General features: G+C 66.4%; 20 protein-coding genes and 1 pseudogene. 12 read left to right on the top strand and 9 right to left on the bottom strand.

Translation table 11 applies throughout. The features are described 5' to 3' along the window. Window positions 1-104: 104 nt before the first annotated feature. The 3 genes from J3R73_RS31620 to J3R73_RS07535 all read left to right on the top strand — a co-directional run bounded on the left by J3R73_RS31620 (window position 105) and on the right by J3R73_RS07535 (window position 1,298). On the top strand, window positions 105-398 hold the full coding sequence (locus J3R73_RS31620; protein WP_503128787.1) for an RT0821/Lpp0805 family surface protein: 294 nt from the start codon (window positions 105-107) through the stop codon (window positions 396-398). 219 nt (window positions 399-617) lie between these two features. Further along, entirely contained in the window at window positions 618-839 is a 222-nt protein-coding gene (locus tag J3R73_RS07540) for a hypothetical protein (protein WP_307424526.1), read from the top strand. A 171-nt stretch (window positions 840-1,010) separates the two neighbouring features. Further along, complete coding sequence (locus tag J3R73_RS07535; protein WP_307424523.1) at window positions 1,011-1,298, top strand: hypothetical protein; 288 nt, start codon at window positions 1,011-1,013, stop codon at window positions 1,296-1,298. A 286-nt stretch (window positions 1,299-1,584) separates the two neighbouring features. Here the strand turns inward: J3R73_RS07535 and J3R73_RS07530 are convergent, their stop codons facing one another. The 5 genes and pseudogenes from J3R73_RS07530 to J3R73_RS07510 form a co-directional block, all read right to left on the bottom strand. Then, complete coding sequence (locus tag J3R73_RS07530) at window positions 1,585-2,115, bottom strand: L,D-transpeptidase (RefSeq protein ID WP_307424519.1); 531 nt, start codon at window positions 2,113-2,115, stop codon at window positions 1,585-1,587. 442 nt (window positions 2,116-2,557) lie between these two features. Beyond that, complete coding sequence (locus tag J3R73_RS07525; protein WP_307424517.1) at window positions 2,558-2,857, bottom strand: hypothetical protein; 300 nt, start codon at window positions 2,855-2,857, stop codon at window positions 2,558-2,560. Between the two features lie 309 nt (window positions 2,858-3,166). After that, window positions 3,167-4,093: an alpha/beta hydrolase gene (locus J3R73_RS07520; RefSeq protein ID WP_307424513.1), complete on the bottom strand. Its 927-nt coding sequence runs from the start codon at window positions 4,091-4,093 to the stop codon at window positions 3,167-3,169. A 28-nt stretch (window positions 4,094-4,121) separates the two neighbouring features. Further along, window positions 4,122-5,048, bottom strand: a pseudogene (gene puuE, locus J3R73_RS07515) (allantoinase PuuE); the annotation flags it as partial. Between the two features lie 12 nt (window positions 5,049-5,060). After that, window positions 5,061-5,306, bottom strand: coding sequence for a hypothetical protein (locus J3R73_RS07510; protein ID WP_307424510.1), 246 nt, complete (start codon window positions 5,304-5,306; stop codon window positions 5,061-5,063). Between the two features lie 123 nt (window positions 5,307-5,429). On the opposite strand from J3R73_RS07510, the gene J3R73_RS07505 reads away from it, so the two are divergent. From J3R73_RS07505 to J3R73_RS07470, 8 genes are all read left to right on the top strand, one after another. Continuing rightward, a complete protein-coding gene (locus J3R73_RS07505; RefSeq protein ID WP_307424506.1) occupies window positions 5,430-7,019 on the top strand; it encodes a gamma-glutamyltransferase family protein in 1,590 nt (529 codons plus the stop codon). 54 nt (window positions 7,020-7,073) lie between these two features. After that, window positions 7,074-7,784 (top strand): DUF1045 domain-containing protein, encoded by a 711-nt coding sequence (locus J3R73_RS07500; protein ID WP_307424503.1) that lies wholly within the window; start codon window positions 7,074-7,076, stop codon window positions 7,782-7,784. 146 nt (window positions 7,785-7,930) lie between these two features. Next, window positions 7,931-8,578, top strand: coding sequence for a DUF1007 family protein (locus tag J3R73_RS07495; RefSeq protein ID WP_307424500.1), 648 nt, complete (start codon window positions 7,931-7,933; stop codon window positions 8,576-8,578). Continuing rightward, window positions 8,575-9,561, top strand: coding sequence for a nickel/cobalt transporter (locus tag J3R73_RS07490; RefSeq protein ID WP_307424497.1), 987 nt, complete (start codon window positions 8,575-8,577; stop codon window positions 9,559-9,561). The genes J3R73_RS07495 and J3R73_RS07490 overlap by 4 nt, the downstream gene beginning before the upstream one ends. Window positions 9,562-9,716: 155 nt before the next feature. Then, complete coding sequence (locus tag J3R73_RS07485; RefSeq protein WP_307424493.1) at window positions 9,717-10,157, top strand: sigma factor-like helix-turn-helix DNA-binding protein; 441 nt, start codon at window positions 9,717-9,719, stop codon at window positions 10,155-10,157. Then, complete coding sequence (locus J3R73_RS07480) at window positions 10,154-10,504, top strand: anti-sigma factor (protein ID WP_307424488.1); 351 nt, start codon at window positions 10,154-10,156, stop codon at window positions 10,502-10,504. The genes J3R73_RS07485 and J3R73_RS07480 overlap by 4 nt, the downstream gene beginning before the upstream one ends. Before the next feature lie 173 nt (window positions 10,505-10,677). Beyond that, a complete protein-coding gene (gene ribB / locus J3R73_RS07475; protein ID WP_307424486.1) occupies window positions 10,678-11,961 on the top strand; it encodes a 3,4-dihydroxy-2-butanone-4-phosphate synthase in 1,284 nt (427 codons plus the stop codon). A gap of 43 nt (window positions 11,962-12,004) precedes the next feature. Then, complete coding sequence (locus J3R73_RS07470; protein WP_307424483.1) at window positions 12,005-12,805, top strand: glycosyltransferase family 2 protein; 801 nt, start codon at window positions 12,005-12,007, stop codon at window positions 12,803-12,805. Window positions 12,806-12,852: 47 nt separating this feature from the next. On the opposite strand, the gene J3R73_RS07465 is transcribed toward J3R73_RS07470, so the two are convergent. Next, window positions 12,853-13,326, bottom strand: a complete 474-nt coding sequence (locus J3R73_RS07465; RefSeq protein WP_307424481.1) for an Lrp/AsnC family transcriptional regulator — start codon at window positions 13,324-13,326, stop codon at window positions 12,853-12,855. 159 nt (window positions 13,327-13,485) lie between these two features. Between J3R73_RS07465 and ald the strand changes: the two genes are divergently transcribed. Next, entirely contained in the window at window positions 13,486-14,604 is a 1,119-nt protein-coding gene (gene ald, locus J3R73_RS07460; RefSeq protein WP_307424478.1) for an alanine dehydrogenase, read from the top strand. Between the two features lie 57 nt (window positions 14,605-14,661). Here ald and J3R73_RS07455 read toward each other — a convergent pair whose 3' ends face one another. The 3 genes from J3R73_RS07455 to J3R73_RS07445 all read right to left on the bottom strand — a co-directional run bounded on the left by J3R73_RS07455 (window position 14,662) and on the right by J3R73_RS07445 (window position 18,310). Then, a complete protein-coding gene (locus tag J3R73_RS07455; RefSeq protein WP_307424475.1) occupies window positions 14,662-15,738 on the bottom strand; it encodes a sulfotransferase domain-containing protein in 1,077 nt (358 codons plus the stop codon). A 565-nt stretch (window positions 15,739-16,303) separates the two neighbouring features. Next, entirely contained in the window at window positions 16,304-16,582 is a 279-nt protein-coding gene (locus tag J3R73_RS07450; RefSeq protein ID WP_307424472.1) for a hypothetical protein, read from the bottom strand. Between the two features lie 756 nt (window positions 16,583-17,338). Next, window positions 17,339-18,310, bottom strand: a complete 972-nt coding sequence (locus tag J3R73_RS07445) for an L-threonylcarbamoyladenylate synthase (RefSeq protein WP_307437178.1) — start codon at window positions 18,308-18,310, stop codon at window positions 17,339-17,341. Between the last annotated feature and the right edge of the window lie 5 nt (window positions 18,311-18,315).

Below are 18,315 nucleotides of genomic sequence, written 5' to 3'. Positions count from 1 at the left end.
GCGTTATTTTGGCCGGCTGCGCCATTTCGACGCCGCTGGGGCCCATCTTCGGATCCGCCGGTGACAACACCCCCACCGGTTCGATCCCCGCACCCGACATCCGCTTGAACGCCACCATGAACCAGGCCGACTGGGAGCAGACCAAGGCTGCCCTCCAGGCCGCCATGGATGCCCGCAATCCCGGCCAGTCGATCCTGTGGGCCAACACCTCGGCCAATACGCACGGCTCGGTGACGCCCGTCGCCGATGCCTTCAACGAGAACAAGATTCGGTGCCGAAGCTTCGTCGCCGCCCTCGCCGATGCGGCCGCCACGCAATGGTATCAAGGCAAGGCCTGCCAGAAGGAAGGGCTGTGGACCGTGACCAGCACGGAGCCCTGGGCGCTCCCCCGGGCATGACAGGGCCTCGCCGGGGCCTGACGGCGGCGAGGCCGGTTCATGGAATATTCACGGCGGAAGGCGCAACATCACCTCATAAACAGACGGGAACCCCCATCGGACGCCCCTGCTTGAGGGATGGGCTTCGCCGTCAAATGTCCACAGTACTGCCCTTGCTTCGCTTCAAAGCGCCATCAGGTTGAAGACAAGTCAAGCGTGCAGTTGCGTATGGAGTACACCATGACCAAGTCCAGCGATATCCCGGCCCGGCCCAGCGATATCCCGGTCCCGACAGCCCCCCCGCCCGGCCATGCCCGGGAGCGGCTCGAACATCTCTACCGCGCCATCGGCATTCCGGCGGTCGCCGCCGCGGCGGCCCAGGTCTCGCGCGAGGAACGCCCGGTGGACAAACCGCGACACGAACTTCCGGCCTGCCTTCGCGACGACGACGTCGCGGCCTGATCAACCTTCGCCTCGCTTCCGGCCTATCGTGACAGCGGCTACCGGTACCCGGTCGTGCCGGCCGGACCGCTGCGTGCGGCGCGGCACATCCGACATGTGACGAAAATGCGACACCGCACCGATAAAATCGGACGAATGTCGCAAACGGAGCATCCGCGTCGCGGATTCGTCGTGAAAAAAACGAAGCAGGCTCGTAATTTAGAAGCGAATTCCATCCAGGGTTGCATCCGCCGCACCCTGGGCGGTCACGAGGTCGAGGATCAGATCATGGATAGCGAAGGAACCCGTCCGCAGCAGCCGGCGCGACCGAAGCCCGAAAAGCTCGAGGATCGTTACGGCAAGATCGCCATGCCGGCGCTTGCGGCAGCGGTCGGCGTCGGGCGGAAGGAAACCGATTCGCCGCGCCAGATGAGTGCGGAGACGCTGGTGAGCCGCCTGCAGCAGATGGCGCAGTCGTAAGCGCAGTCCCGGCGGGCTCGCCCAGAGCATCTGCCAGAAAAGTCGACGGACTTTTCAGCTGAGAACATGCGTCGAAGCAATAAGCCGGAGCAAATTGCGATGCGATGAGATCGCAATTTGCTCGCGTTCCCGCTCGGACTGCACGCCTCCTCGGCGCGGCGATGCATCGCGGATGTCGACGCGGTACCGATTCCCCAGCGTTCCAAAAGAGAATGCGCTCCAACGCCGTGACCGTCCGGCGCGTCGGGATATTGCGGGCCCGACGCCAGGGTCCGCCGCGGAATGTCTATCGCACGATCACCTTCGTGCCGACGGGAACCCGGTTGAACAGGTCGATCACGTCGATATTGCGCATGCGGATGCAGCCGGAGGAAACGCTGCGCCCGATCTTTTCCGGCTCGTTGGTGCCATGGATGCGATAGAGCGTGTCCTTGCCGTTCTGGAAGAGATAAAGGGCCCTGGCGCCGAGAGGATTGGTCCATCCGCCGGCGGTCTGGTGCACCTGCGGCCAGCGCGCGATCATCTCGGCCGGCGGGTTCCAGGCCGGCCATTCGGCCTTGTGGTCGACGACCGCCTCGCCCGTCCACCCGAAGCTCTCATTGCCCAGCGCCACGCCGTAGCGCATCGCCTTGTTGTCCGGCATCGTATAATAGAGCAGATGCTGATGGGTCTCGACGACGATGACGCCGGCCGGCTCGCCCGTCGTATTGTCGACCATGTAGCGGGCGAACATCCTGTCCGGCTCCGCATTGGGAATCAGCGCCATGAATTCCGCGTCGCGCTGGGACAGTTGCGGGTCCGGCGTCGACGCATACATGCAACTGCCCAAACTTGCCGACATAGCGGCGAACAGCGCAAGCTGAACGAATTTCATGACATCCCCCGAATAAGATCATGGCCTCTGCCAGGCCATCGAACAAAAATATGGTTAACGTGGCGTTTAACTGACCGTACCTTACGAAAAAGATTTGCCCGCGCGGTGTCAACGCCGTCCGCACAAAAAATTCCGAGTGTTGCCAATATCATACGCAACCGCTCAAGACGAATCGCCGCCGCATGTCGACGATTCCGCCTGATTTGAAACACAAAAGCCGAGGCATGTCGCGCCGAAATCCTCGGCACTTGGCGATAGGGTTTCCCCCGTCCGGGCGCGGGGCCTCGCCGCGTGCCGGCCCTGCCATTCGGCTCCGCGCGAGGTCTACCGGCACGAGCGACCGGCCGGATCAAACGGCCGCAACAGAGCGCGGCGCGCCGCGGCCTCAATGCGCGACCGCCGGACGTGTCGGTGCCGAATAGGTCAGGACATCGTCGATCCCGGCGATGATCCCGCGGGCGAGATCGACATGGCGTTCGATGCCGGCGGAAAGAGCGACACGCTCCTGCGAGTTCAGCGGGGAATTGTCGATGGCGACGCCGAGCTTCGACAAGGTGGAGCACAACTCGTTGAGAAGATGCTGGTGCTGGCGGATCGACGACATGTAGACACGATGCAGATCGGCAATGCCGGGCTCGGACATCTCGGCGTCGTCGGTATCCCCGCGTATAGTACGATAAAACATCAAATTTCCCCCAACAACATCGGCAAGGCCCGTCGCGACAGGCACGCCCTGCCGACGGCCAACCGTTAATTGGGATCGGGCCGTCAGCGATGTGCGAAAACGCACAGCACGGACCGGCCGCGTATACATTCGGGCCTCATGTCGATTATAGGGCGACGAGAGGATCCGGATCACAGGATCGCATCAAAAAGGCCTCGGGCGGGCGGCCGAGGCTCTGACCTTGAATCCTCCCGCCGGTCCGGCAGGCCCTTCGAGCAGGAAGGCGATTTGGAAACAAACGTTGGCGAAGGTTGCGATTCGATGGAATCGCTATTTTCTCTCGTCTGCCGGCGGGAACTGCCGGATCAGGATATCGGCGACCTGTTCACGCGCCTGGTGGGCCTCGGGCAGGGGCAGCAGCATCCAGGCATGCACCATGCCGGCATATTCGATGAGGTCGACGGCCTGTCCTTCGGCCCTCATCCGCTCGGCGAAGCGTCTCGCATCGGGGTTGAGGATATCATGCGTGCCGGTCAGCACGGTGATGGGCGCCAGTCCCGTCAGCACGCCGTTGATCGGGCTGAGGCGCGGGTCGTCGAGCGGCATCTCGCCGGCATACATGCGGGCCGCCGCGAGGGCTGCCTCGATCTTCAGCACGGGATCGTGGCCGGCCTCCTCATGCGTCAGGGTGGCCGGATCACTCATCGTCAGGTCGAGCCAGGGCGAGAGCAGGACGATGCGTGCCGGCTGCGGCAGGCCGGCACCGGGCAACGCCTGCGCCAGGGCGAGCGACAGGCCTCCTCCCGCCGAATCGCCCATCAGCACGATCCTGTCCGGCCCGGCCCGGCCGACGAGGTCCCGGTAATGCGCCTGGGCGCTCGCCAGCGCCTCCTTCGAGCCATGTTCCGGCGCGAGCGGATAGAGCGGCACCGTCACCGCGCAGCCGGTCAGGCGAATCAGGCTTTCGATGAATTGCCAGTGGACGAAGCCGATATCGATCGAATAGGCGCCGCCATGCAGGAAGAAGACATGGAACGGAATGCTCCGCCCCCGCGGTGTCAGGCGGTAGACGAGATCGCCGTGGACCTTGCCGCTCCTGACCTCGCACAAGGCACGCAGGCGGCGCGACGGCCTGGCGGCGCCGCTCCGGCGGCTGAGCCTGACGATGGCCTCCAGCGTCGCCGGGCTCGCCCAGGTCTTGACCCGCAGGAGGCGCAGGCCGGCAAGGAGCAGACGGTTGGCGACGCTGCCCCGCATCCGCCTGTCCCCGAGGTCACCCCGCAGGGTGGACCGCCCGCCAATGGCGCGCAATCTCGACGCGCCTGGCGATCCAGACGCCGTCATGCGCCCGGACATAGTCGACGAAACGTTCCAGCGCAGCCGACTTGCCGGGCCGTCCCACCAGCCGGCAATGCAGGCCGACGGTGAACATCTTGGGCGCCCCCTCCATGCCTTCCCGGTAGAGCACGTCGAACGTGTCCTTCAGATAGGTGAAGAATTGCTCGCCGGTGTTGAAGCCCTGCGCGGTGGCGAACCGCATGTCGTTGGCCTCGAGCGTATAGGGGATGATCAGGTGCGGCCCCTTCGGCCCGTCGACCCAATAGGGCAGATCGTCGGCATAGCTGTCGGAGGAATAGAGGAAGCCGCCCTCCTCCATCACGAGGTCGTTGGTGTTCATCGAGCAGCGGCCCAGATAGAAGCCGAGCGGCCGCTCGCCGGTCACCTCGCGGTGGAGGGCGACGGCTTCGCGCAGATGGGCGCGCTCGACATCCGGCGGCACGTCCTTGTATTCGATCCATTTCAGGCCGTGGCTGGCGATTTCCCAGCCGGCTTCCCGCATCGCCGCCACCTGCTCCGGCGAGCGCTGCAGTGCGGTCGCGACGCCGTAGACGGTCACCGGCACGTCCCGGCTGGTGAACAGGCGCCACAGCCGCCAGAAGCCGGCCCGGGCGCCATATTCGTAGATGGATTCCATGTTCCAATGGCGCTGCCCCGGCCAGTTGGTCGCGCCCATGATGTCGGAGAGGAAGGCCTCCGAATGGGGGTCGCCGTGCAGGACGTTGTTCTCTCCGCCCTCCTCGTAGTTCATCACGAACTGGACGCACACCTTTGCCCCGCCTGGCCAGCGCGGGTCGGGCGGCGTGCGGCCATAGCCGCGCATGTCGCGGGGATAGGGGGTGGAAACGCCGCCGGCGGTCGATCCCTCATGCATGCCAGGCCCCCGTCAGCCCCGCTTGAAGATCGGCTCGACGCGGGTGGCCTGCCGCAGGAAGACGACTATCGCATAGATGGCGCAGAGCCCGAACACGGCTTGCAGGATCGTCTCGAAGGTCGGTCCAAGCTGGAAGAATCCGGCCAGCGCCCATCCCGAGGCCCATGCGGCCCCGAGAAGTTCCGTGCCGATGAGGACGGCGGCGGAGGCGATCGTGATCAGGCTCGTCCAATTGATCGATTTGTCAGGGCTGGGCATGGCAGGTTCCGGCGAGTGTCACTAAGCCTCTATACCATGGCGATGCGCTTTGCTACGCCCAACAGGATCAGCGCCTCTTTGCCGGCGCATCCTCCGCACAACGGATCACAGGAAGACCCGCCTATGGAAACGCCCGCCTTTGGACATGCCGCCGTCGCCGCGCCACACCAGCTGGCTTGCGAAACCGGCCAGCGCATCCTCATCCAGGGTGGCAACGCCATCGAAGCGATGATCGCCATGGCCGCGACGGTGGGCGTGGTCTATCCGCATATGAACAGCCTCGGCGGCGACGGCTTCTGGCTGGTGACGGACACCCGCAAGCGCGTACGCTTCATCCAGGCCTGCGGCCCGGCCGGCGCCGGGGCCACCATCGCCGCCTATCGCGAACTCGGCCACGACACCATCCCGGCACGGGGGGCGCTGGCCGCCCTCACCGTACCCGGCGCCGTCGGCGGCTGGCAGGTCGCCCGCGAGATGGCCAAGGCCTTCGGCGGACAGCTCCCTCTCGAGCTCCTCCTGGAGGATGCGATCCGCCATGCCCGCGAAGGCGTGCCGGTGTCGCCGTCGCAGGCGCGGGTCGAGCCGCGCGAATATGATGGGCTGAAGACCGCGCCGGGCTTTGCCGACGCTTTCATGAAGGACGGAAAGCCGCTCGCCGCCGGCGAGACGATGAAGCAGCCCGCGCTGGCGGGGCTGCTGGAGCAGCTGGTGCATGCCGGCCTCGAGGATTTCTATCGCGGCGACGTCGGTCGCGAGATCGCGGCCGACCTCGACAGGGCGGGAAGCTTCGTCACCCGCGAGGACCTCCAGCGCTTCGAGGCCCGCGTCCGCGAGCCGCTGGGCGTGCGCATCGAAGGCGCGACGCTCTACAACGGCCCGCCGCCGACCCAGGGCCTGTCCGCCCTGATCATCATGAGCCTGTTCGAGCGCCTGGGCGTCAAGCGGGGGGGCGGCTTCGAGCATATCCACGGCCTCGTCGAGGCGATCAAGCGGGCGACCGCGGTGCGGGACCGGGTGATCGCCGACCCCGCCATCATGACGGTCGACCCGGCATCCTATCTCACCCCCGCCTTCCTCGACCGCGAAGCCGGCGGCATCTCGATGACGCGGGCCGGCACGACTCCCCTGCCCGGCGCGGATGGCGACACCATCTGGATGGGCGCGATCGACCGCGACGGCATCGCCGTCAGCTATATCCAGTCGGTGTTCTGGGATTACGGCTCGGGCATGGTGCTGCCGCGGACCGGCCTCCTGATGCAGAACCGGGGCATGTCCTTCTCGCTCGACCCGCGCGCCCTCAACCCGCTCGCGCCCGGCCGCCTTCCCTTCCATACGCTGAGCCCGGCCACGGCGCTGTTCGACGACGGCCGCGTCATGCCCTACGGCACCATGGGCGGCGACGCGCAGCCGCAGATCCTGGCGCAGACCTTCTCGCGCTTCCGCTTCGGCGCGAGCCTCGCCGAGGCGCTCGACGCCCCGCGCTTCATCCTCGGCCGCGACGCCAGCGGCAAAAAGCCGGTCCTGCGCATGGAGAACCGCTTCGACGAGGGTCTCCTGAACGCCCTCGATCGGGCCGGCCACCCGGTGGCGGTGATCGATGCACCCTATGCCGATTCCTTCGGCCATTCCGGTGCGCTGGTCCGCCATCCGGCGAGCGGCCGCATCGACGCCGCCCATGATCCGCGCTCGGATGGCGGAGCGCTCGGGGTGTAGGAGGGCGCAGCCAGTCCCCCCGATCCCCTCCCCGAACTCCGACGGAAGCACGGCATGGCGACACGCTACGCGATCTACTTCGTGCCCGGCGCCGACACGGCGCTGTGGCGCTTCGGTTGCGAAATCCTGGGTCATGACGCCTATACGGGCCTGGACGTCCCGCAATGGTGCCCGCCGGGCCATGCCTCCGAGGCCTGGCACGTCATGACGGCCGATCCGCGGCTCTACGGCTTCCACGCCACGCTCAAGGCCCCGTTCCGGCTCGCCGAAGACCGGAGCGAGGCCGGTCTGCTGGCGGCCCTCGAGGCTTTCGCGGGCGGGCACGCGCCGGTCGCCCTGGGGCCGCGCGCCATCCGGCCGATCGCCTCGTCCAGCCCGAACCGCGCCTTCCTGGCGCTGGTGCCGGCCTCGCCGCCGCCGGCCCTGGCCGCCCTCGAGGGCGCGATCGTCCGTCATTTCGACGCCTGGCGGAGCCCCCTGACGCCGGCGGAGGTGGCCAGGCGCAATCCCGGGCGGCTGAACGAGCGCCAGCGCCATTATCTCGACGCGCATGGCTATCCCTATGTGCTGGAGGAGTTCCGCTTCCACATGACCCTGACCGGGGCGGTCGAGGGCGCCGCCGCGCTCGCGGATCTGCTGCAGGCCCGTGCGGAGGCGCTCGACGTCGCCCCTGCGCTGCAGCTCGACAGGCTCGGCCTCTTCCGGCAGGACGGGAACCAGCGCTTCCGCATCGTCGCGGTGGCGCCCCTGCGCGGGGGAAGCTGACCGGCGCCTCCGCGTGCGGCAACGCCGGCGTGCGCCCATCCGCCCGCCGCCGGCGTCATCGTTCCGCCCCAGTCGGGCGATTAGGTTCCCACTGCCGTGAATCACCGCGATCCCCGGCACATTCCCCTGATGGGTCCCGGAGCTCGATGCGCGCCCTCCTTCTCGGCATTCTCCTTCTTGGCTGCCTTGCCGGTACGGCGAGCGCCCATCCGCATGTCTTCGTGACCTCGGCCAGCGATATCGTCTACGACCAGCAGGGCCGCGTCACCGGCGTGAAGCAGAGCTGGACCTTCGACGAAGCGTTCTCCGCCTATGCGACGCAGGGGCTCGAGCAGGGCTCCGACGGCGGCTATACGCGCCAGGCGCTCGCGCCTCTCGCCCAGACCAATGTCGAGAACCTCAAGGAATTCGGCTATTTCACCTTCGCCAAGCTCGGCGGCAAGGATCTCCTGTTCCGCGATCCCGTCGATTATTACCTCGACTACGCCAACAACGTGCTGACGCTGCATTTCTTCCTCCCGCTGTCGTCGCCGCAGATGCAGAGCCGCAAGGCCCTGGCCCTCCAGATCTACGACCCCACCTACTATGTCGATTTCGAGCTGGCCGAGACCGACCCGGCCCGCATCTCGGGAGCGCCGCAGGGCTGCCTCCTCGACGTGCACCGCCCGAGACCGCCGAGCGACGCCCAGAAGGCGGCCGCCCTGCAGCTCGACGAGGCCTATTTCAGCGCGCTCGACGCCAACAAGAATTTCGGGGCGCAATTCGCCAACAACATCCTGGTGAACTGCCCGTGAGTTCCCATGCCGGCGGGCGCCTGCGCTGGGCCGCCATCGCCCTGCCCTGCTTCGTCCTCGCCCTGCTGCTCGGCGCCGGCCATGCCTGGGCGCAGCGCAATTCGCCCTTCGGCGTCACCCAGCCCGAGGCGAACCTGCCCGGGCTCGCCAACCCCTTCTTCGCCTGGATCTATGTCCAGACCGCCGAGTTCAACCGCCAGATCAACACGCTGGTGGTCGAGGCCAAGCGCCACGGCACGCTGGGCTGGGGCCTGATCACCGCGAGCTTCATCTACGGGGTGTTCCACGCCGCCGGGCCCGGACACGGCAAGGCGGTGATCTCCTCCTACCTCTTCGCCAATGACGAGGCGGTGAAGAAGGGCGTCATGCTGTCCTTCGCCTTCGCGCTGGTCCAGGCGGTGTCGGCCGTCGTCATCGTCACCGTCCTCACGGCGTTCTTCAACGCGACCGCCGCGGTCATGGACAATACCACGCTGGCGCTGGAGCGGCTTTCCAATCTCATGGTGATGGCGATCGGGGCCTGGCTCCTCTGGCGCAAGGGCGGCGCGCTCTGGGGCCTGGTCGCCGCCCGGTACGGGCTGCCGGGCGGGCATGTCCATGTCCATGGCGCCGATTGCGGCCATTTCGCCATGCCGCCCGACACCGCTGCCGCCCGGCGCAACAGCATCCGGGCCATCCTCCTCGCCTCGCTGAGGCCCTGCACCGGCGCGCTGGTCGTGCTCGTGCTCGCATGGAAGCTCGACGTCTACGGCGTCGGCATCGCCTCCACCTTCGTCATGGGTCTGGGCACCGCCTGCACCATCGCGGCCATCGCCCTCGTCGCCGTGACCGCGAAGGGACTGGCGGTGCGCCTCGCCGCGCCCGAGAGCTTCGGCGCCGCCGTCGCCGTGCGCAGCCTGGAGACCTGCCTGGCCCTGGCGGTGTTCTCGCTCGGCCTCGGCCTGCTGCTGCTGAGCACGATAATAACCATGCCGGGCTTCTAGCTGCGGCTTGGAACAAAAGACATCATCCAATACTTGGACGAAACACCGGCTCGCAGTAGTATGTCCGCAATGGCGAGGTCTCGGTGGGGCCTCGGACAGCTGTGTCATCCGCGTCGCGAACCCGGAAAGACCAGGATGGCCGGAGGGATCGACCGATGGGCCAACAGATCGAAGTCATGGTGCAGCGCCTGCGGCGTTTCGCCCGGGCGCTGACGCAGGACACCGCCGGCGCGGATGCGCTGGTCCTCGAAGCGCTCGCCGCGACCGAGGACAAGCGGATGGACTTCCACCGCATACTCACCTTCATCATTGCCCGACGACGCGACCAGGAGGAACTCCAGACCCACCAGAGGCAGGCCCGGCCCGTCCCGAAGACGGGCAGCCGTCCCGACATCCTGCGCGTCTTCGAGCACCTCTCCCTGCAGGACCGCGAGGTGATCGCGCTGATCAGCGTCGAGCGGCTGAGCTATGAGGATGCGGCTGCGGTTCTCGCCTTGCGCGAGGAGGCCTTCATCGCCCGCCTCACCCGGGCGCGCGCGGCCTTCGCCCGCCAGATCGACGGCGAGCGCCACACGATTCTCAGGATCGTCAAATGAGCGAGCCCGGCCAGATCCCCGACCGCATGTTCAATGCGCTGGTCGACGAGCGCCTGTCGCCCCGCGTCGAGAGGGAGACGCGCCTCGCCCTCGAAGCCGATCCGCAGACCAGCGAGCGCGCGGCGGCCTGGCAACGCCAGAGCGAGGCGCTTCACGCCGCGCTCGCGCCGATCGCCCGGGAATCCCTGCCGCTGTCGATGATGCTGAAATTGCGCAACAACGCGCCGCCGGAATGGCACCGGGATCCGACATTCTGGCTCTATTTGGCGACCTTCGCCGCCGGTATCGCCGTAGGGCTGGCGATCGATTTCGCCTGGCCGACGGTGCGGATCTATATCGGAGTCTGAAACGGAGAGGCGATCACCGATCGCCTTTTGGGACACGCCGGGCTCGCGGGAGAGGAAGAGGTCGATCGGTGATCGACCCTCCCGTCCGGCGAGAAAGCCCCTGCATTTCAGTCACACTGAAATCGCCGCTCATTTTCATTGAAATTGAACGGGCCCATGCCTATTCTCCCGGCATGAAACTGGATGCATGGCTCAAACAGACGGCGACACCGCGCAACGCCTTCGCGCGGACGGTGGGGCTTTCCCCTGCCAGCATCACCGCCCTGTGCAACGACGACACGGCGTGGATCTCGCGCGAGACCGCCAGCCGCATCGCCGAGGCGACCGGCGGCACCGTCACCCCCAACGATTTTCTGGGGCTCGCCCCCACCAAGGAGACTTTCGTGTCGCATCAGACGATTCAAGCGGCCATCGAGGCCTTTGCCCGCGGCGAGATCGTGGTGGTGGTCGACGACGACGACCGCGAGAACGAGGGCGATCTGATCATTGCAGCCTCCCACTGCACGCCCGAGAAGATGGCCTTCATCATCCGCCATTGCTGCGGCATCGTCTGCGCGCCACTGACGCAGGCCGAGGCCAAGCGGCTGCGCCTCGATCCCATGGTGTCGCAGAACGACGCCCCGCTGGGCACCGCCTTCACCGTCTCGATCGACGTGCGCCACGGCCTCACCACCGGCATTTCCGCCGAGCAGCGCTCCAACACGGTGCGCGCCCTGTCCAACGGCAACATGGGTGCCGCCGATTTCGTCAGGCCGGGCCACGTCTTCCCGCTGGTGGCCAAGGACGGCGGCGTGCTGATCCGCTCGGGCCATACCGAGGCGGCCGTCGATCTCTGCCGCCTGGCGGAACTGCCGCAGGTGGCGGCGATCTGCGAACTCGCCAATGACGACGGCACGGTCAAGCGCGGGCCGGAAGTCGTCGCCTTCGCCGAGCAGCACGGCCTGCACATGGTGTCGATCGCCGATCTCATCGCCTTCCGCCAGGCCCGCGAAAAGCTCGTCGACCGCATCTCGACCTTCACGGTGGACAGCGACATCGGCCCGCTGACCGCTCATGCCTACACGACCCCCTACGACAATGTACATCACCTCGCCTTCGTCTACGGCAAGATCGGCGACGGCGAGAACGTGCCGACCCGCCTGCACCGCGCCGACGTGGTGACGGATGTCTTCGGCGGCGCCAAGACGATCAACACCGCGCTGGCGAAATTCAAGGAGGCCGGCCGCGGCGTCATCGTCTATCTGCGCGACGGCTCGGTCGGCGTGCCCACCGTGTCGCACGGATCGGAGCAAGGCGCCGAAGCGTTGCGCGCCGAGCAATGGCGCGAAGTGGGGATCGGGGCGCAGATCCTGAAGGATCTCGACATCACCTCGATCAAGCTGCTGTCGACCAAGCCGCGCACCTATATCGGCCTCAGCGGCTTCGGCATCGAGATCAAGGGCACGGAAACGGTGTGACCGTCGCGGACGGGCGATAGCCGGCGCAGGCCGAGAAGCGAGCATGAAAACCGCATCGATCGATGTGATCGTGCCTTGCTACGATGCACAGGCGACCCTGGCCAAGGCGGTTCGCAGTGCGCTCGCGCAGAAAGCCTGCGGCACCGTCTGGATCGTCGACGACCACTCGACCGATGGGAGCCTGGACGTGGCGGAGCGCCTCGCCGGCGACAATCCGGGCCGGATCCAGCTTGTTCGGCAGCCGGCCAATGGCGGCGCCGCCAGAGCGCGCAACGAAGGTATCCGACGCAGCCGAAGCGACCTGATCGCTTTTCTCGATGCCGATGACGGGTATGAGCACGATGCGCTCCATGTCCCGTCGGCGGCCTTCGATTGGCTGCCGGAACTCGCGATGGTCCGCCTGCCTCTGCGCCCGCTGGGCGTGCCGCCGGCCTATCTCTCGCATCCCGGCTTCTCGAAGGCATGGCGCGTCATGGAGATGACCGTCGCCGGAAACATGATCGTGCGCCGCGACATATTGCTGGCCTGCGGGGGCTTTCCGGAACACGACCTGTTTCGCCGCTTCGGCGGAGAAGACGCCGCGCTGGGCAACGCAATCAAGGCTGTCTGCCGTGTCGGCACGGCTTTCGATCAACCCGGCGTCGTGTATCGATACCGCCCCGGAGCCTTCGCCCAAAGGCTGTTGGATCTTCATCTCTTCAATCGAATGCCTCCGCAAATATCCGATCGCGACATCGAGGCTTCACGACAGATCAGCGCCTCGATCGCGGACTCCTTGCAGTCGCTGAGCCCGGTCTATCGCGAGAAGGCCGGCGTCGTTCCGATTGAAGTCACCTATGGATAGCAACCCCAAGCCGTGACCGCACCGGGCCTGACATCGCGTCGCCCGGCCTATACCGGCAGCGCCGTCGTCTTCTTGACGCTGCGCAGCGCCAGGGTCGACTGCACCCTGACCACGCCGGGAAGCTGGGTCAGGATCTCGGTGTGGATGCGCTCGAAATCGGCCGCATCCGCATAGGCGACGCGCACCATATAGTCGGCGGCGCCCGCCAGCAGGCAGCACTCCGTCACTTCGGGATGGCGCTGGATCGCAGCCTCGAAGGCGTCGAGAGCGCCGCGCCCCTGCTGGTCCAGCGTGATCAGCACGAAGGCGACGCCCGCCAGCCCCGCAGCCTTCTCATCCAGGAGCATGACGTAGCGCGCGATCAGCCCGCGCTCCTCCAGGAGCTTGACCCGCCTGAGGCAAGCCGAAGGCGACAGGTTCACCCGCTCGGCGAGGTCGACATTGGTGAGCCGGCCGTCCGCCTGCAACAGCTGCAGGATGGCGCGATCGCGCGAATCGAGGGCGGAAACGAGGCTTGGCATCTCATGCGGCCCTATATTGGATCTGCCGCATAAGATGCGAACCTTTGCTCCCGGGAGCAACATGTTCGGCGGGAAATTGCGCGATCTTCCTCCTAATATTCGCCACACGCGGCAAGCCTGGCAAGGGCGGCCTCGACACATCCGGACAGGGGAAAGATCATGCTCATCGGCGTGCCGAAAGAGATCAAGGACAATGAATTCCGCGTCGGCCTCATTCCGTCCTCGGTGGCGGAATTGGTGCATCACGGCCATGCCGTCATGGTCGAGACCCATGCCGGCCTCGGTGCCGGGCTTGCGGATGCCGACTATGCCAATGCCGGCGCCGTCATCGTCGAAGGCCCGGACAGGATCTTCGCCGAGGCCGAAATGATCGTGAAGGTGAAGGAGCCGCTGGCCGCCGAGCGCAAGAAGCTGCGCCAGGGCCAGATCCTCTTCACCTATCTGCATCTCGCCCCCGACGCGGCGCAGACCCACGACCTCGTCGCCTCCGGCGCCATCTGCATCGCCTATGAGACGGTGACGTCCCATTCCGGCGCCCTGCCCCTGCTGACGCCGATGTCGGAAGTCGCCGGCCGCCTCGCGCCGCAGGTCGGCGCCCACAGCCTCGAAAAGGCGCAGGGCGGCCGCGGCGTGCTGCTCGGCGGCGTTCCCGGCGTCCCAGCGGCCGAGGTGGTCATCCTCGGCGGTGGCGTCTCCGGTACCCATGCCGCCACCATCGCCGTCGGCATGGGCGCCAAGGTGACCGTCGTCGACCGCTCGGCCGAGGCGCTGAAGCGCCTCGCCACCCAGTTCGGCACCTCGATCTCGACCGTGTTCTCCACCCGGTCGGCGATCGAGGAACTCGTCAAGCGCGCCGACCTGCTGATCGGTACCGTGCTCGTCCCGGGCGCCGCGGCGCCGAAGCTCGTCAGCCACGCCATGGTGCGGACGATGAAGCCGGGTGCCGTGATCGTCGACGTCGCCATCGACCAGGGCGGCTGCGTCGAAACCTCGAAGGCGACCACCCATTCCGATCCGACCTATGTCGTCGACGGCGTGGTGCATTACTGCGTCGCCAACATGCCCGGTGCGGTAGCGCGGACTTCGACCTTCGCCCTCAACAACGTGACGCTGCCCTTCGCCGTCGCCCTCGCCGACAAGGGCTGGAAGAAGGCTCTCGCCGAGGACCCGCATCTGCGCAACGGCCTCAACGTCGCCGAGGGCCAGATCACCTGCCGGCCCGTCGCCGACGCCCACAATCTCGCTTACGTAACGGCGGAGAGCCTCATCGGCGGCTGATGCCGCAGGTGCCGCAGGCAACGGGGCTGCGGCCGGCCGCACAGGGCCGGCCCGGTATCACGGCGTGACCGTCTCGGCCGGCGCTTGCCTGGCCGCGACGATCGGAACCCGCCTGATATGGACGCGGGTCAGCAGCTTTCCGGCGACGAAGGCGCAGACGGTTGCGGTCAGCACGTCGTCGAGCCGGCCTAAGATCGTGTTGTCCGGAATGAAATCGTAGAAGAACGTGCAATAAAGCAGCGCGAATATCAGGAGCCCCCAGGCGAAGAACTGGTTTCGGGGCTTGCCGAGCATTCTCGACTTTCTCCGCAGATAGCGGGCGGCCCGCTGCGGGAAAGGCCCTCTCACATGACGGACGGCCGGTCTCGCCGCGGCCACGGGCATCGGCGCCGACGCCGTCTTGGAGGAAGAGGCGAGAATCGCATCGGCCTGCAGTTTCATCATCCGGACATAGGGGTCGTCCGCGATCTCCGGATACATCGCCAGCATGTCCATGATCAGCGAGACCGTGCCGGGGTCGAGGCTGCGGCCCCGGCCGGCGACGCCGACGTTCAGCCGGGCTCCCCCGCCCGTGGAAGCCCGCGCGACGCCGGCCGCGACCTGCTCGTCGCGGACCGCGATGCCCGCATAGTCGAGGATGTCGCAAACCGTCTTCTCGGGGGCGGCGATGAGATCCTCATATAGGACGATCCTGGCGTCGCGCTTCCCCCGCCAGCCCATGTAGAAATTGACGTACCAGGGGATGGCCAGCGTCGCCACCATCCGCTCGATATCCGAATTGCTGCGATCGACGTGCTTTTTTTCGAGGTAGAACATCGAGCAGACCGGGCTTTCCCGGCGTACATGATCGCGCAGGCTGACGACGACGTCGAACAGGCTTCGGATCAGCACCACGACACAGACGCCGTAATCCCGGCAGAGCTTCTCGCTCCATTGGCTGTGCCGGATATGATGCTGGGCGACATAATCGAGGCCGGCATTCTCGACCATGCGGATTTCGCACAGTTCCTGCTCGCGCCGTCCGTAGTCCGGTACAAGATCGACCCGTTTCAACTTCGCCGAGAAGGCGACCGCAGTCGAGAGGAACGTCGATCCGGACTTCGGCATGCATGCGATAAGGATATGCTGCGGCATGGAACAACCATTCGTAGAAGTTTATCTTCTGTGTATCCGAATTCGCATCAAGTCGAACCGGCCGGGCAATCGTAGAGGCGCTGCCGTCAGGACCGAAAGGCAGCCGAGCGCGGCCGAACCAGAGGCCTGAATCTTGCGCCCGCAACGTCATCATGACGGCTTGTGCTGGCGCCGTCCAGATGAGAAGCCGCAAATTCTTGGGATAACGCAGGTTGCCGCGCATCAGCATTGTGCGCCGCAGCAACAGGAAGGGGCGGCGATTGCCTGGCGTCGCGCCGCACATGCCATCTGGATGGTCGGTCGCGAGCGCCGCTTCGGCGCAGGTCTTCGATCCAGGTCATGGGCCCTGCGCGATACGGCTCGGGCTGCACGGGTCGCGGGGCTCGCGCTCCTTTTGGGACGCCTGCACCTCTGTGATTGCCTGGCCGGCTAGCCCGAGAGGCAATCATTCGATGGGATGAACAGGGGCTTCATCACGTCCCGACAGGCCTTCACCGCCAGGATTGCGCCCACGCCCAGCACGAAGGAAAGGCGGGGCCGATGGCCCCGCCTCAGCCAATGTCGGTCAGCTGTTCTTGTGGCTCTGCTGACCAGCCTTCACGTGCTGCTCATGCGAACCGCCGCGAGTCGAGCGGCCATCATTGTCGGAGGCCTGGGACATCTGCCCAGAACCCGTATTCTTGTGGCTCTGCTGTCCGGCCTGGACATGCTGCTCGTGCGAACCGCCGCGAGTCGACTGATCTTCGTTGCCCGAACCATGGGACGACTGCGCGGAACCGCTGTTCTTGTGGCTCTGCTGACCCGCTTTCACGTGCTGCTCGTGGCTTCCGCCCTGGCTTGTCATAGGACACCTCACATGTTGGCTTGATGATGCCGGCCACGGGCCGGCGGAGCTCGGTCAGAGCTTCCGCCTTTGAAACGATGTGAGACAGATGGCGTTCCAATCCGTGAAAGATTTTTTGAGAATGGCAAAGATCATAATTTTTACACGATCGAAAAATGTAGAATAAAATTTTACATTGACAATTTACTATCAATTTATCCGTCCGATATGAAGATTGTATTCTCAAATATTGATATACTAGACTTTCAAATACGAGAAATCTAACATGAGTATCAGATATTTTTCGCATATATTGAGAGAGAATTGGGTCTACAGCCGACTGCAAAGGACGTAGTAAACGAGAGGAAGAGGTACAACGTCCTCATGCAAAATCACGCTATTGGTGCCCGGCGGCCCCGGTCCGTACCACGCGGAAAAGCGACCCGCGGATTGGAGCCGACATAAGCATACCGAGGAGAATGCCCGTCCGGTCGGGGTCTTGCGAGACTGCAGGATGCGCACCGGCAGCGGCGTCCACCGGACCCCGGGGGATCGCAAGCGCCCGCGCGCCATCGCATGGCTGGACCGCCACCGCGCAGACCGTTGCACTTCACGCCGACCTCCGCGGCCTGGCACGACGCCGTCAAAGGCCTCTTCGCCATCCGGGCCGAGCGTCGCCTCAAGCGCAGCGTCTTCAAGGTGGCGCCCACACCAAGCCGCGATCAACGGCGTTGTCGCGACCGCCCACGGGCAGCCGGGTCGGATCCAGCCGCTTTTCTAGCGTTCCGCCGCGGCCCGCGCCAGCCGGTCGCGAATCGCCTCGCCGAGGCCCCGCGGCGGGATGGGCGCCACAGCGATGGCGCTGATGTCGGGCCGGTCGAGCGCCCGCAGCATGCCGAACAGATTGGCCGCGGCCTCCGTCAGGTCTCCCGCCGGGCTCAGATCCGCCGCCACGCGCGCCTTGCTGCCGTCGCCCCTGCCGCCGAAGCCGAGCCAGGCTTCGGTCGGGCCGGCGCTTTGCGCGTCGAGCCGCACAGATGCCTTCGGTGCGTAATGGGAGGCCAGCATGCCGGGAGCGAGCGGCTCGTCCGCCGCGCCCTCCGGCCCCTCGGCGAGCGGAAAGCCGAGCACGGCCTCGACGGCCTCGCGCGACAGCCCGCCCGGCCGCAGCATCGCCACGCGGTCTTCCAGGCAGGCGAGGATCGTCGACTCGACGCCGACCGGCGTGGCCCCTCCGTCGACGATGGCGGCGATGCGCCCGTCGAGGTCGGCGGCGACATGCGCGGCCGTCGTCGCGCTGACATGGCCGGAGCGGTTGGCCGAGGGCGCGGCGACGGGGCGCCCGACGGCGGCGAGGATCGCCTGCGCCACCACATGGTCGGGCACGCGCAGGGCGACGCTGTCGAGCCCGGCGGTGGCGATCTCGCTGACCGTGCAGCCCGGCGACTTCGGCACGACCAGCGTAAGCGGCCCGGGCCAGAACGCCTTGGCCAGGCGCTCGGCGGCCGGCGAGAACCGGCCCTGCCCGCGGGCGAGGTCGAACGAGGCCAGATGGGCGATCAGGGGGTTGAAGCGCGGACGTCCCTTGGCTTCGTAGATGCCGGCAACGGCACGGCCGTTGGTGGCGTCCGCCCCGAGGCCATAGACGGTCTCGGTCGGAAAGGCCACGAGCCGGCCTTCCACGATGAGACGCACGGCCTGCTCGATCGAATGCCGGTCGGCCGTCAAATGCAAAGTATCCGAAGCCATCATCC

It is taken from the genome of Labrys monachus, assembly GCF_030814655.1.
Taxonomy (GTDB): Bacteria; Pseudomonadota; Alphaproteobacteria; order Rhizobiales; family Labraceae; genus Labrys; species Labrys monacha.
The sequence above is the reverse complement of the archived record's forward strand: the minus strand, read 5'-3'. Positions and strand labels throughout refer to the sequence as shown.